The 15290-nt window shown below is 41.8% G+C and carries 13 protein-coding genes; 1 reads left to right on the forward strand and 12 read right to left on the reverse strand.

From position 1 onward, the window contains the following. Window positions 1–7: 7 nt before the first annotated feature. Genes AV939_RS09600 through AV939_RS09625 form a run of 6 tightly spaced genes read right to left on the reverse strand, consistent with a single transcriptional unit; the run spans window position 8 to window position 4951 of the window. Complete coding sequence (locus AV939_RS09600; protein WP_082604953.1) at window positions 8–1273, reverse strand: tetratricopeptide repeat protein; 1266 nt, start codon at window positions 1271–1273, stop codon at window positions 8–10. 2 nt (window positions 1274–1275) lie between these two features. Beyond that, window positions 1276–1887 (reverse strand): energy transducer TonB, encoded by a 612-nt coding sequence (locus AV939_RS09605; protein ID WP_013785031.1) that lies wholly within the window; start codon window positions 1885–1887, stop codon window positions 1276–1278. A 1-nt stretch (window position 1888) separates the two neighbouring features. Continuing rightward, entirely contained in the window at window positions 1889–2287 is a 399-nt protein-coding gene (locus tag AV939_RS09610) for an ExbD/TolR family protein (RefSeq protein ID WP_013785032.1), read from the reverse strand. 11 nt (window positions 2288–2298) lie between these two features. Then, window positions 2299–2823, reverse strand: coding sequence for a MotA/TolQ/ExbB proton channel family protein (locus AV939_RS09615; protein WP_057793197.1), 525 nt, complete (start codon window positions 2821–2823; stop codon window positions 2299–2301). A 1-nt stretch (window position 2824) separates the two neighbouring features. Continuing rightward, a complete protein-coding gene (locus AV939_RS09620; protein ID WP_057793199.1) occupies window positions 2825–4183 on the reverse strand; it encodes a MotA/TolQ/ExbB proton channel family protein in 1359 nt (452 codons plus the stop codon). Window positions 4184–4189: 6 nt separating this feature from the next. Further along, window positions 4190–4951, reverse strand: a complete 762-nt coding sequence (locus AV939_RS09625; protein ID WP_057793201.1) for a DUF3450 domain-containing protein — start codon at window positions 4949–4951, stop codon at window positions 4190–4192. A gap of 660 nt (window positions 4952–5611) precedes the next feature. Here AV939_RS09625 and AV939_RS09630 point away from each other — a divergent pair. Next, complete coding sequence (locus AV939_RS09630; protein WP_057793203.1) at window positions 5612–6172, forward strand: 2OG-Fe(II) oxygenase; 561 nt, start codon at window positions 5612–5614, stop codon at window positions 6170–6172. Between the two features lie 101 nt (window positions 6173–6273). Here AV939_RS09630 and AV939_RS09635 read toward each other — a convergent pair whose 3' ends face one another. From AV939_RS09635 to AV939_RS09660, 6 genes are all read right to left on the reverse strand, one after another. After that, window positions 6274–8076 carry a tetratricopeptide repeat protein gene (locus tag AV939_RS09635; protein ID WP_061997605.1) on the reverse strand — a complete coding sequence of 601 codons (1803 nt, stop codon included), beginning with the start codon at window positions 8074–8076 and terminating at the stop codon, window positions 6274–6276. A gap of 2 nt (window positions 8077–8078) precedes the next feature. After that, window positions 8079–9053, reverse strand: coding sequence for an aspartyl/asparaginyl beta-hydroxylase domain-containing protein (locus tag AV939_RS09640; protein ID WP_061997606.1), 975 nt, complete (start codon window positions 9051–9053; stop codon window positions 8079–8081). A gap of 53 nt (window positions 9054–9106) precedes the next feature. Next, window positions 9107–9388 (reverse strand): hypothetical protein, encoded by a 282-nt coding sequence (locus tag AV939_RS09645; protein ID WP_057793209.1) that lies wholly within the window; start codon window positions 9386–9388, stop codon window positions 9107–9109. Between the two features lie 60 nt (window positions 9389–9448). Next, window positions 9449–10585, reverse strand: coding sequence for a 2OG-Fe(II) oxygenase (locus AV939_RS09650; protein ID WP_057793211.1), 1137 nt, complete (start codon window positions 10583–10585; stop codon window positions 9449–9451). Window positions 10586–10648: 63 nt separating this feature from the next. After that, window positions 10649–13486 (reverse strand): TonB-dependent receptor domain-containing protein, encoded by a 2838-nt coding sequence (locus AV939_RS09655; protein WP_057793213.1) that lies wholly within the window; start codon window positions 13484–13486, stop codon window positions 10649–10651. Between the two features lie 300 nt (window positions 13487–13786). Further along, window positions 13787–15205, reverse strand: coding sequence for a tetratricopeptide repeat-containing sulfotransferase family protein (locus AV939_RS09660; RefSeq protein WP_158443232.1), 1419 nt, complete (start codon window positions 15203–15205; stop codon window positions 13787–13789). Window positions 15206–15290 lie beyond the last annotated feature (85 nt).

Below are 15290 nucleotides of genomic sequence, written 5' to 3' on the forward strand. Positions count from 1 at the left end.
ATAACTACTAAATGTTAATACCGCGGTTTTTAGCCTTCTCTTTAATGTAAGGCTCCCAAGCCGCTGCATTACGACGTAGTGAGCGATCTTTCTTCGCTTCTTGTACGTGCTTAAACGCTGCTCTGAAATCACCTGCGTAGAAGTTCGCTTCCATTAGCGTAAAGTGAACTTTTTCAGGGTTTTCAACACCGCGCTCTAAAGCGTTATTTAACGCTTTAATCGCACCTTTATAATCTTCAGCAACTAACAACAAGGTACCTTGCTTTCTGTAATGCTCAGGATCTGAACTCTTCGCGGCAGCTTTAGCGTAAAGCGTAGCTGCTTTGTCGTAGTTTTTAGCCTGGTGATATGCGTTAGCAATACTAGCTAGCATATCGGCATCATCTTCAAGCAAACCAGATTTAACGTGTTTTTCCAAAATTTGAGCAGCTTTAAAAGGCATGCCGTTTGTTTGGAATAACTGAGATAACGTTTTAATCTCGTTTACTTTCTTAAGGTAACCTTGGATGTAAGCCATCTCGAACGTAGACAAACCTTTCTCGAAGTCTTCTACTGAAAGGTAGAAGAAACCAAGCTGAGTCCACCAACGTGGCTCCTCTGGGAAGTTGCGAACAAGTTCTTCAGCAACTGCCACTGTTTGAGGAAACATTTTACGTTCGTAGTAAGATGTTAGCTTTAACACATAAGGGTTTTTGTTCGGCTCATCATACAGAGCTATTGCTCTGTCAGCTGGCTCAATCATCTTATCTAATTGGCCTGCTTCATAATAAGCTTGCGCTAAACGGGTATAAACGTCTGCATCTTCTTTACACGTAAAGTCCATCCACGCGTTATACCATTTAATCGCATCAGTATATTTGTTCTCTTGCATGTTCAAATCACCTAATAACTTAAGTGTTTGAGAATGCTCGAGATCATTCAATACTTTAGGTTCTACAGACTGGTTCAAATAACCAAGTGCTTTAGAGCCTTTACCTTCTTGTGCAGCTAATAAGTTACCAATAAAGCGATTTACATACGCTGCATCAAAATCTTCAGAAGGGTCAATTTCATATAGAATATTTAACGCTTCATCAACTTGATCTTCGTTGTAAAATTCAAATGCTTTTTGAACTTTTTTACCTGTACGCTCACCGACTAAGGTTGTTTTGGCTTTTTCATAACCAGGGCACATAACAGGTGAAGACTGTGCTAGTGCCGCTGGTGCAGAAAACACTGCACCGGCACCAAGCACTAAAGCAAATGCAGACATTTTGAATTTATTTTTCATCATGATCATTGCTCCAGTTTAAAGTCTAGCTGTACGAACATGCCAGTCTGCTTAACAGCTTTGCCGTCAACAATCTTAGGCTTGTATTTCCACTTACGTAATGCACGTCGTGCCTCACGGTCGAATACACGCTTAGGTTCAGCTTCAATTACTTCGATGTCGTCTACACCACCAATTTCATTGATAGTGAAAGACAATCTTACCCATCCTTCACGGCCATCACGGGCTGCATCAGGTGGATATTTCGGATCGATACGAACGATTGGAGTAGCGTCGCCATCGCGCTGCATAGCGCCAACACCACCAATGTTTACACCAACACCACCAGTGTCAATAGCTGGGATTGCTAGGCTAAAGCCATCTGCATCCGGTTCAGCTGCTTCTGGCTCAACAAGCTCCATTTTAGGAGGCTGCTGAGGCGGAGGTGGAGGTGGAGGCGGAACACGTTGACGCGTTTGCGTCTGATCGTCTGGTTCCTGCATCACAATATCGATTACCGGTGCTTCAGGTACTTCGTCCGCCGGTCTGGCTGAGTTTTCAATCAACTTAGCCATAAGTACGAACAGGGCAAATGCAACACCAGCACCTAAGAATATAGATACAATTATACGTAACATCTTAACCCCTTGCCGCTACCGAGACACGGTTAACGCCAGCGGCTTTAACCTGATCCATAATTTCCACTACCAAACCATGCTTAGCTTTAACATCAGCCTGAATGATTACATAGTCAGTTGGCTGCTCGGTAAGCAGTCGTTCAATATTCGCTCTAACGCTGTCCGGCGCTACTTCACGTTTATCTAACCAAACGCTTCCATCTTCTGTTACAGCTATGAAAATGTTTGCGTTCTTGTGAAGAACCGCCTGGCTCGCGTCGGGCTTATTAACTTCAATCCCTGCTTCTTTAACGAAAACAGTGGTAACGATAAAGAAGATCAGCATGATAAACACGATATCCAACATGGGTGTCATGTCAATCTGTGCGTCTTCTTCCTCGATTCTGACTTTTCGAGCCATAATATCTCTCTCTAATGATGTGGCAGGCTATCAACTAACCCTTCGCGTGCCAGCTTCACTTTCGCTTCAAGACGAGAACTGATGAACAGTCCAGAAAGCGCGGCTACCATTCCGGCCATAGTCGGAACTGTTGCCATGGAGATACCAGCAGCCATTAAACGTGCATTGCTGGTGCCTTGTGTCGCCATCGTCTCGAAAACACCGATCATACCGGTTACTGTTCCCAGTAGCCCGATTAACGGACACATTGCAATAATGGTGCGAATAATCAGCATTCTTGCGTTCAGGTCATCTGACGCTTGAGAAATCCACGCGTCACGGATTCTATGCGCATACCAAGATGTGGTATCTGCTCGGGCATCCCAATTTTTGATGATGTTTTTCTTCACCGTTGGAAAGACCGAGGTTAAATACCAATAACGCTCAATCATTAAAACCCACATGAGAAAGAGCGCGGCAGCAACGAAATAAAGTACGTCACCACCGGTAGCGATAAAATCCCTGACCGATTCTATTAATCCAATCAGGTAATTCATTCTACACTCTCTCCGACTCTGAATGAGCTGCTACGATACCTGCAGTTTGCTCATCAAGAATGTGGATGATTGATTTGCTACGTGAAGCTACGATGCTGTGAGTAAGAATCAGTGGCAATGCCGCGATAATACCTTGAGCCGTAGTTACAAGCGCCATAGAGATACTGCCAGCCATCATACGAGGGTCGCCTGTACCGAACAATGTGATTGTTTGGAACGTCGCGATCATACCTAGTACCGTACCTAGTAGACCTAGTAGAGGTGCGATTGCTGCGAAGATCTTGATTACGTTAATGCCGCTTTCGATACGTGGAAGTTCACGTAAAATAGCTTCATCAAGTTTAAGTTCTAAGTTTTCTGCATCAGCTGCTTTGTTCTCTTGGTAAACTTTCAAGATACGACCTAAAGGGTTGCCATCTGAAGGGTTACCTGGGTTTTTAAGCTGTGAACGCATTTTACCAGCAACTACTGTAAGCGTAATTAGCTTGTAAAGACCGATAAGTAGACCAATCGCTAGCATTACAGTGATTGTGTAACCTACTACACCACCTGCATGATAACGCTCAGACATAGTCGCTTTTTGCTTTAACAGACCAAGGATTGCACCTTGAGAAGGGTCAGCGTAGAAAGGAACCATACCTGAAGTTGCTGCGATTAAATCGTCAGCTGAACCTACAAAGCGGCTATCTGGTTGGCGACCTAGAGGCTGAACAATTTCGTTTTCAGCATCATAAGTTAGGTAACCGTCTTCACCTACAAGGTTGAAAGTACCGATACGAACAACTTCTTGCTGTGAAGAACCGCCGTCAAGGTTAACAACTTCTGTAGTGAAACGAACTGTTTCGCCACCTTCAGTCATTTCTTTCTGTAGAGCAAACCAAAGGTCTTCTAGTTCTTGAATGTTAGGAAGACCTTTAGAGTCTTCTGCCATTCCAGCTAGGAACTCACCACGGCCTGGGAATTGAGCACTAACGATTGATGTAGCAACACGGCCATAAGCTTCTGAAGACGCTTGACGAACCACACCGAACATCTCACCAAGTGTACCAGTTGCCTGGTCAAGCTCAGCGGCTTTTTCGTTAAGCGTTACTTCGTTGTCAGAGAATTGTTGTTGAAGACGGTCACCACGACCCTGTTCAGCTTTCAATTCAGATTCTGCTTTACGAAGAAGCGCTTGCTTGTCTGCACGAGCAGATTGAAACTCTGCTTCACGCTGCTTGTTGATACGTGTTTCAGAAACACGGTTATCCTGAACTTGGTCTAAAAGTTCCTTAAGGCTCTTTGCTTCCTGAGCCTGAGCTCCGGTTGCTACAACCGCAAGAGTGGCAGCGGTTAAAAGAGATTTGAATACTGGTTTCATTAACAATTACTCCGCTGCACTAATTGGTAGTTTGATCAGGTCCGCAGGAATGACGTTATTAGCCATTTTAACTGCGTCAACAACTGAAGACAGATATTCGTCGCCAAGTTGCTCCCATGCGCGGCTTTCATTGTTCCATGCCCAAGCGTGTTCTTGATCAAGAGACAATGCAACTAGTGCAGTACGACCTAGGTTAAAGAAGTCAACAGTCACTTCAGTGCCGTTGCTATCGATAGTACCTTGGTAAGAGTTGATCTTAGTGCCGTACTCAACTTCAACCAAGTATGCTTCGATTACTTGGCGGAACTGTTCTGAAACAGTTACGTTAGAGTTAGACATAACATCACGTAAACGCTGAACACGCTCTAGACGCTCGTCTAAGTGAATAGGACGGTCAAGTTTGATGAATTTCTCAAGACTATCGATCATGCGGAACATAAGAGGAACGATGCCCTGCTTAGTTTGCTCGATGCTGTCAATCTGACGTTGCAAAGAGTCAATTCCACGTTGTTGATCTGCTACAAGACTCGCAATGTAGTCATTGTATATTTTGAGGTTTTCTGTCTCATCTACTGTTTGACGATACTCAACCAGTAATTCTTGAGACTGTTCAAACAACGTGTTGATTTTTTCCTGAGATTTCGCTGCAGCCGCGTGGATTTTCGCTTCTTCTTTATGAAGGTCATCAAGCGTATCTGCAGAGACTGCACTACCTGTTAGTGCGAAAGCACCGATAACAGTAGAAGCAATAAGAGTTCTCTTGCTCATTTTGGACATAGTTCCCAACCAAATTTCTTATTTGAATCCTCGCCGATAAAGGAAAACAGTTCGGGCAAGGGGCGTATTAAACTTTCACAATTATGTTTTAGGAATGTAGTACGGACCTTAGCTTCCAGTACTACGAACGTATTATACTCACACGGATTACAGCACTGAGTCAAGTAACACCCTGTTTACACCAAGTAGATTTTTCATCATCTGTTTAATATACGTTCGAATTCTCCTGCAGAATTCATTCCAACGTACAAATAACTGGCAGATACGGGGTGTTTTTTTTGTCTATGAGCAAAAATAAACCCTTTTTTTACTTAGCGTTATATCAAAATTTTGAGGTGAAACGCCGCAATTTCATTCAAAGTCTGATACAAGGTTCAACTTCGTTACTTAAGATTCAAAGTAATCACTTTTTGTTAACTTCTCATGGCCATAATTTGCTGGGCAAACCATAAAACGAAAGCACATGCAGTATTCCTACAGATGAAAGGTTTCATTTTGGTGCAGCAATTCACTAAATGTTATCGCCATGCCACATTTAAGATGTAAGCGCTCTTTTTCTTAATTGGATTTTTGCCGTCTATAGGTGTTAGGTATAATTGCTAAACGCTATAGGATAAACTAAATAAAAAAATGAATTATCGGGATTAATTTATGACGTATGAAGCTACACATTCCGTATCAATAGACAATAAACCACTTTGGATTTTTGACGGCTTATGCTCTTCGCAAGAAGCACAGGGGATTTTTAATGGTTTGGAAGCTAGTGCTTTCAAACGCAATGAAATTGCACGTCCCGATACGAAAGAGTTTCGCCATTGGGCAGTTAATCTATCAGGCGCTCAAATACAAAGCCTACCCGTCTACAACCGCGCCATAAGTGCGGTGCAAGCCCTTACTGGCAAAACATATAAAGCGTATAGAGGCTACGTAAATCACGCTTCTTTCGGTGACATGCTTTTTACTCACACTGATTGCATGCCTGGCGCTGACGAATTAACTGTACTCGTTTATATTTCGCCTACGTGGGATATAGAATGGGGTGGAGAAACCATGTTTTTCAATGAACATGATGATTGCTTATTCGCGTGTACACCAAAACCCGGTCGAGTCAGTATCTTCCATGGTGCCATTAAACATGTAGGCAGACCGCCTAACCGTATCTGTTACACACCAAGGTATACATTGGCGTTTAAACTTGAATTGGCCAGCTAATCATTAGTGCTATTTATTCACTGTGAAGACAGGCACCTGAACGTTAAAGGCGTTTACCCAAAGTAGCATAGGCATCGCTCTGTTTAATCAAACATCCCAAGCTAATGACTTGGGATGATATCAAATGCAACCGTGAGTCTAGCGGTACTGCTCGTAAATGCATTGGTTCCATGCCACATGTATGAAGGAAACAAGACAAGATTACCCGACTTCGGCTTCACTGCAAAGTCTCCTTCAAAATTTTGATTTGCTATGTCAGCTCTACCGAAAGTTAGCCAACCTTCGCCATTGTTGTGAACCGCGTTAGGAACATCTACATAATACACGCCACTCAACCACCCCTCAGGATGATAATGGGAACGATGATATCCATCGGTACGTAACTTTACAGACCAAGAACCCTTAAATGTTAGATCCTTACTTAAACGAGATAAGAAAGGATGTTTTCTATCTTTGCTTTGCAACTCTATGAACTCTTGAGCTCTTTCTAAAATGAGACTCGACAGCGTGTTTATTACTTCGTTCTTTCCATCAAAGAGATTTTCATAGGTCTGAGTACCATTTCTTAATGATTGCCCGATTGGATGGCGTTCATTTTGGTGCAAAGCTTCTAGCACGTCACGTAATTCATCATTTAAGTTCTGTCTCTTCTCTTTGCTCGGAAGCACTGGCATTACGGCCAATAATTGCTGATAGTTACACAGCCAATGATATTTATTTTCTTCATTTAACAGGCAATAGCAGGTAGAAAGCATGGTCCACCACCCCTGATTACGCGGCTCTTGTTTCACTAATTTTGAAAATTTTGTGAGGGCTTCTTTTGCTCTACCTAAACTTAGTAAGGTATATCCCGCCTCACTCTCAAGTCCTATGGTATTGTTTATTTTTAGCTTTTCGCCTTTCTCAACATAGTCTAGCGATGCGTCATAGTCCCCTAACTCTCGATGTACGCGTGCTTTATATATATACAAATCGAGATTAGAACGTAATAGGTGTTCTTGACTATTAAGTACATCAAGCGCTTTTTGAAATTGGTCTGCCCGAACTAATAGCTTTATGTAGGCTAAGACAAATGCCGCATTAGCATCTTCATGATTGATATGAGGCTCGATATACTCAAAAGGAGATTCAACACCTTCTTCCCATAAAAAAGCAGCGAGCTCTTCTTGTGCTGTCCAATCTAAGGGGGTTAATGATACTGCGTCGATAAAACACTGTTTGGCTTCTTCGCGGCGATTTAGTAACACCAAAGTTGCAGCTAAATTTCGTCGTAAAGTACTGTTAGTCGGTTGTAGCTTTATTGCGGCTTCAAAACGCTCAGCTGACGCTTTAAAGTTATTATCCCGTCTTAGCACGTTACCTAAATTATTTAATGCAACAACGTTTGCTGGGTCTCGTTCTAATACAGACGTTAAACACTTTTGTGCTTTTTCTAAAGCGCCCAAGTTAGTGTGTATATCTGCAAGATGAATGCTTGCCTGGCTATACGTCGGCTTTTTACGAATCACATCGACAAAGATGCTTTCAGCTTCATTATATAAGCCAACTTCTTTATACGCTCTGGCAAGATTATATTTAACTTCTATATCAAGAGGGTTTGCTGACAGAGCTTTTTTAAATGATTGCACCGCATTTTTTGCCTTCCCCAGTTCCAGCTGTGTGGTCCCCAAGCTGTTGAGCAATTGAGGGCTTCCTTTGAATGTTTTTAGCCCTTTTATGACTACTGATTCTGCGCGCGTTCCATTTCCCACCTTTCGAAGGGCGCTTGAATATACCTGAATAGCAACAGGATCAAGCTTTAAGATGGTATTGTTGGCTTCTATAAATTGTATAACGTAGTTGAACTTTCCTTGTTGAAAAGCATTAACAACTTGCCGTAATAAAACCATTTTATCAACCGCCATAACTACCCTAAGCCACGATCTAAATTCATAAGCTTACCAGCCCCTTCGTTCCATTTAGATAATATGGACATAAACTGGGTTATTGCTTGCCTTTCATTGAGTGACAATGACGGATTCCAAACATCAAGTATTAATACTGCCCGCTCTTTGTCAGATAAATTAGACGCGGAATGTACGAAGCTATCGTCAAAAACCAAATGTTTATTAGACTCACACCAATGAAAAGTTTCCCCCCCGACCGTTAAGCTAGCTTTTTCACTAACCTGCAAGGGAATGTGGACAGTTAGCTTACAATTTGAAATCCCGTAATGCGGCGGTATGTAAGCACCAGCTTTAAGCACCGAAAGAAACATCTCTGGGGCATGCGGAGGACAAAAGGCTAAAGGTGCGTTATCAAGCACACTACTTAACGGCACAGATAAATCCTGCATTGCTTTGCAGCGTTTACCTTCCTTTAATAGATGAGTAGATAGCCATTCATCACGTAGTTTATTCCATGTCTCAGTGGCAGGCACATTATCAAACTCACCGACATATTTAACTTCTGCACGTTTCCCAATGTTGAGTAGTTCATCTTCATGACTTTGAAGTTTATCTATCCAATCGGTTAACCCATCAATTTCACTTGCATCGTAAAAGGGTTTACTCGGTAAATCAGGAATGTAAAAGAAACTCGGTTGCTGAAGTTTATTTTGAAAAGGGTGGAATTCGAGGCCAAAAAAGAGCGCGAGGGATTTTTTCAATCTCGGTGACACTGACTCCATGAATTGAAGCCGAGTATAGCCATCTCTTCGAGCTAAGTTAGCTGCATTTTTAATATGAGAAAAACGTGGCCGCGTCATTTCTCCTGATTTGGGGTCAAGATAATCTGAATTTTGACTATTTAACGTAACATATAAGGAAAGTGCTTGGTCAAAATGTCCTTTCGATAACATTTTCTCAATTTCATCGAGGGTCGATTTATATAAAGGTGTCATTGAAAACCTGAGGTAAAAGGAGCTGCGTAAAAACGTCAGCTCCGTTTATTATTCTAATTGTCTGAACCTGATGTTTCGGTACCACGTTGCATACGTATCCAACCTTCTCGAGACGCTTCTTCCATACGTTCTCTTTCTTCTACTGTATAACAAACACGACGCATCATGTTAGAACCAATTCGCTTTTCCATTTTACAAATTTGATCATCACGCTCTTGATTGCTAGCTATCTCTTCAGTTTTATTGGTAGCTACTGCTGCAGTTTTATTACTTGTAGAGCCGCAACCCACCAAAGTGGCAGAAATAGCAAGACTGACTAAAATCGTTTTAAACATTTATAAATCCTTATTCAAAGTTTATTGGGTTAAAGTTCCGTAGGTTAAAGTACCGTAGGTTTAATTTCCGTGGGTTAAAATACCATACTGTGTCTGGTGAATTCTTATCCATTTTGTAAGCGTCCATTTCTCACCGTTAGCCACTGGCGCGCCAAGGTGCAGACTCAATTTTAGTATCTCATTATTTTCATCAATATTTTTAAAAGAAACAATGGTTCCCTGTTCAGGCTTTATTTTAACGTCTATTTTCGGGAAATGTGTTTCGCCGTCACTACTCATAGAATTCAAATACGCAAGGACGGTGTGAGCCCGTTGCCCCCCTTCCTCAATTAGCTCAGTTTGTTGGCACTGTTTATGAGAAAAAGCATCATAATGCGCTTTGTATTCTTGGCCTTTTTGGTAGCGCAATAAATTCAAAGGCTCACCATGGGATGTTTTAGTTTTTGAGATATTTGCCATTCGTGTATCTATATCTCTCACAATCCAATCTGCCATTTCAGACAAAATAACGCCAACGTCACTTGTGCGGATAGAATCTACCAAAGGACTTCCATCTGCAGGGTTAGCTACCATGGAGCGGGTTAACAGTGGTATAAAACGTTGCTGTAAATAACGACACTCAAATGCTGACAATGCATTTTTAACACGAACTAATGATATATCTTCGTTAAGCATTTCATGTTCAAGTGAGCGTAATTTTGCTTCTCGAGCTCGAATAGCACGTTCAATACTACTTTCATCCAAAGGCTCAAGAGACGTACTTACCAACACTCTGTCATCGTTAACAAGTTGCCGGTAAATATTCGGAGACAACTTCGCCATAACACTGACAATTTGAAGATATACTTTTTCCTCTTCAGAGCACCAACAAGATAGCACTAGCAAAGATTCTGCATGTCCACTCTGCGCTAAAGCTACAAGTTCACTTATGACGCTGCGACTAAAGTTTTCTTCAACATAGAATCGAGTGATTAGCGCCGTGTGATATCGCACCGTGGGATGCTGAGCATTTGGGATAGACTGAAGATAAATAAGTGCAAATTTTGCGTCACTACGCACCTTATAATAGGCAAAATCTAAGGCAGCATAAATGTTGCCTAGTTTACCGGCTTCACCAAGCAATGCCATAGACTTATCAATGGCGCCTTGCTGTTGATGATACTGAGCCTGGTCAAGCAACTGCTGTACTGAATTCACAATTTACCCTCATAAAAAAGGCCTCATAAGAGGCCTTTGTAAAATGCAATTAAATGCCTGTGCTTAGAAGTCTACGTTAATACGACCGTAGAAGAAACGTCCAGGAATTTCATACATTGAAGGATCGAAGCTGTTTGCAAATGTAGTGTAAGAAATTTCAGGATCTGCATCCCACAAGTTGTTAACACCAAATGTCAAACGAAGGTTCTCTGTTACTGAGTAACCTACTGAAGCGTCATGGTAAGCCATCGCATCAAGTTCGTTGAAGCTGTCTTTAGACTCAAGACTTCCATCTTCAGCAAACACGCTTACGCCTGGATCACTACACAATGTATCTTCTAGGTAGTTACCTGCATCATCTGTATCGTCATCGAATGAACATGCTTCGGTAGTTCCGCCAATGAAGCGAACTAGGTAGTTAGCAGTCCAATCTTCGTATGCCCAAGTAACAGATAGGTTAGTACGGATACGAGGAATAACGTCACGGTCAAATGCTTTACCAGCATCGTTCTCTGAGATTGACTCACCTGTTACAGGGTCAACAAAGATACTAGTACGCTCGTCTACATAAGTACCGTCCCAGTTTACTCGGAAGTCACCGTATTCAGTGTCGAAGTTATACGCTACGTTATAATCGAAACCAGATGTCGTTTGACCACCAAGGTTAACAAGGCCGTTGAACAACTCAGTTACAACACCGCCGCTATTACGTTCGATTAGAGAACAGAAAGTAGTACCAGTAGTTGCACAAGCATCTAGGATACGTTGAGCACCAACGGTTGATACTGCGTTGTCCACTTCAATGTCGAATACGTCAAATGTGATTGACAGACCTTCAACTTGAGCTGGTGAGTATACGAAACCATATGTAAAGCTTTCTGCTTCTTCAGGTGCTAAATCTGCATTACCACCAACCGTAGTTCTGATCTGAGGGTTAGGTTGCTCGTAAGCAGCAGGAATACCAGCACAGCCAGGGCTGTTGGCATTTGCAGCTTCACCGCCATTACATGGATCGATTAGCGTTGCGAAACTGTCGCTGTTACCTAGGAACAATTCAGATAGCGAAGGTGCACGGAATGCTTCAGACCATGTACCACGAACTAATACGTCTTCATTGATGCGCCATTTCAAACCAACTTTTGAGTTTGTAGTGTCGCCGAAGTTGCTGTAGTCAGAGTAACGAGTAGCAAGTTCTAAATCTAATTGCTCAATAAACTCAACATCTGAGATAAGAGGGATAGCAACTTCTAAGTAAACTTCTTCAACACTGAATGAACCAGAAGTAGGTTGACGAGAGTTACCAGAAGTAATACCAGCTGCAATTAATGCATCAGGTTGGTCGTAACCTGACTGCCAGCGTTTTTCGTAACCAGCAGCAAATGCAAGATAACCAGCAGGTAGTTCAAAAACTTCACCTGAGATATTTGCTGAGTAACTTTCTAACGTAGAGTTAGCTGCATCTTGTGCAGTAAACTGAATGTAATCAAGCATTTCTTGCGTGATTGTACCTTCGCCGATAGCAGTCGCACCACCGAAGAAGTTTAATGGCACACAACCATCAGTAGCAGCACAGGTATCAACGTCACCCAAGGCTAGTGCTACGCGGTCCATGTTAAGAAGACCGTCAGTTAGCGTATTCTGAGTAATGTCTGCATACGTGTAAGTTGCATCCCAGTAGTACTCTTGGTCGCCCAGTTCAATAACACCGTCAAAGCCACCATTGAATTGGAACTGATCAACGTTTTGAGCAAATTCACGGTAACCCGCTTCCATCATACGACGGCCAGCGAAGAACAAGCTGTTCGCTTCACCGAAACCAGCAGTGTCGGTTAAATCAAGACCTGTTGGGTTATAAGGGTTATTTGCAGCAATTGTTACACCAGATGTACCTGCAGCGTTACCGATAAATAAAGGTGTTGGAGCAAGAAGCTGTGAAGAACGTCTGTTGCCGTAGAAACCAGTTACGTTAACAGAAACGTTATCTGTTAATTCGTAACGACCTTGTGAGTAAAGGTTAATACGCTCTTGAGGAGTAGAAAGGTAGTTAAGAGGTGCAAAGTTAAATGCACTGCTACCAGTCCAAGGAATCAATCCGCCTTGACCATCGTTTTGAACGTTGAATGAAGTAGCTTCATCATCGAAATACCAAAAACGACCATTAGGAGTACCTGATGAACCGCCGTAGCCAGTAGGAGCACCAAATACTGGTACTGCAGAAATCTCACGATCTCCTGCGAATGTTGGCTCTTCTTCTACGTAACTTACGTTGAAGTATACGTTACCTCTGTCATTAGCAACACCGAAACCGATATCCCACGATTCTTTGTTACCGTCGCCTTCATCGTATTGACCAAGGTAGCCAGAAGCGTGAACGCCTTCAAAATCTTGACGAGTGATAATGTTCACAACACCTGCAACAGCATCTGAACCATATACCGCTGATGCACCGTCTTTAAGTACTTCGATACGCTCGATGATAGAAGAAGGAATGTTGTTAAGGTCAACAGAACCGGTAAGGCCTGGAGCCCAACGTTTACCGTTTACAAGAACAAGAGTACGGTTAGAACCGATACCACGAATGTTAATAGTAGTTGTACCATTACCACCGTTGTTGTTATTGGTGTTGATTGCTGAACCAGCAGATGGGATAGCTTGAAGTACGTCACCGATTGAAGTGATACCGAATTTTTCGATATCTACACGAGTCATAACCGTTACTGGGTTAGCACCTTCGATGTCTGTACGACGGATACGAGAACCAGTTACTTCGATTTTTTCAACAGAATCGGCTGCTTCTTCGGCTTCTTGTGCAGCAACTGCACCAGAAAAACCTATCGTCGACACCGCGCCGAACGCGCAGGCCAACCTAACTGACTTAGCCAGCTTAGAATTTGTAAACATGTGTTGTCTCCCTGGACCACTAAAGCTTGTTTAGTGTGTATTTCTAAAATCGTTTATAACGAATTATTATTAGTAAGGTCAAAGCCTCACTAAGATAATAAACACAACAAGCGTAAACGGTCAACTGAGATCGGGAGTGGAATAATTAAAAGTTCAATTTTTTTCGTTTATTTTTCCTTTTTCTGTAAATGTTTACTTACAATTTACATAAGAACTACATTTCGCTGTGCATTTTTCAAGCAACACTGACGAAACGTCATATTTACACGATAAGATACACAAATTTGATTAAAAGACTTTTTACAGATTCCTATAAAGTTCTTGAAATGGTTCTGGAATAGTAAAGGTATGAGTATTTATCTTGTTAAGCGGCTGCCTAATTTGAGACATACTTGCAGTTTTTACAACTGTCGGCGTTTTATGGAAATATGTGTGATTGTTTTCGTAATTTAGACCAATTGAATTAAATACTCTGTGGAGCACTAATTCAGGTTCTGCCTTCAACGCTTCGAGTTCAACCAGCTCTATTTTGATAATCGTTTGTAGTTTCTCTATTGCTTTATTGTCCATTTGAATCGCTCGCTTAACTGAGGGAACGTCAAAAGACCAATGCAAATTGCTGCTAAAAAAGGTTTTGTAGATTGACCATGCATTCTCAAGCTCGTTTCGCCTAGTCGCGATAAATTTAGCGTTAGGAAAGACTCGCTGTATCATCAAAACAATATGACTGTTGTTTAAACTTTTATTGACGCATACGTTTTCTGTACACCCTAACTCTCTCGCAATCCGCTCGTACTCTTTTGCAATTGCTTTTAGTTCAACTTTTTGACAATTGAGTATGGTGTCTAAATCGTAAGCTGAATTTTTCTTTTTAAGTACTGTGTCACAGGCAATAGTAAATGCATCCGTTTCACCAACTGAGCTAACACCTTTATCTGAGCACAAAATATTGTTCAACAAGGTGGTACCAGAACGGGGTAGTCCCATTATAAATACTGGCGTGAAAGCATTCGATGTTAATGCATTCGATGTAAAGCTACTCTGCTCAGTATCGCTTTCAGTATCTTTTAATACCTTGGTAATTTTTGTGTAGTTCGCATCTATGTTGAAAGTCGTTGTGGGGGCATTTGAGTTTGTGATTTGCCTCATAGCATTTGCTGATTTCTCATAAAAAACGAACGCGCTTTTCTCATCACCATTTAACCAATTTACATTTCCCATAGCGTTTAGAAAGCAAGCTTTAGATACATTGTTAGGCAACTGATTAAATTTTACCGTTTGCGCACTAATAAAATTTTGAAAATCAGGTTGAGCGATCACATTTTGCAGAGTTGATAGCATGTGCCACGCTTCGCCCGCTAAAGGTGCCTTTTCAACCACCTTTTTAAGCAATGTTTCTGCTTCTTCAAGTTCGCCTTTTTGATAAGCAAATACACCTGTGATATGAAGTGCTGCAACTGATGTCGGAGCCTTGTTCGCCCACTGTTTTGCGCTCTGGTATGCATCATCATCTTTACCACAATCGGCTAGCATGCCAAGTTGCTTTGCTATTGTCGTATCTTCACACTTTGATTGATCTAGCATATGTAAACACTTAACAGCTAAATCATAGCATCCAACTGTCATCGCCAAACGCGCTACTCCTAACCAGTTTTCTTTGAGTTCTAACTCAGTATTCAAAAAACCGGTAATTAAAGAAACAACCAATGTTTGGTCCATTGCTCGCGTTGCGTGCACTAATTTCTGTAGTTCTAGTTTCATATGCCTAAATAAAAGCCCAGCATGAGCTGGGCTTTTTCATTAC

It is taken from the genome of Alteromonas sp. Mac1 (assembly GCF_001562125.1).
Classification (GTDB): Bacteria; Pseudomonadota; Gammaproteobacteria; order Enterobacterales; family Alteromonadaceae; genus Alteromonas; species Alteromonas stellipolaris.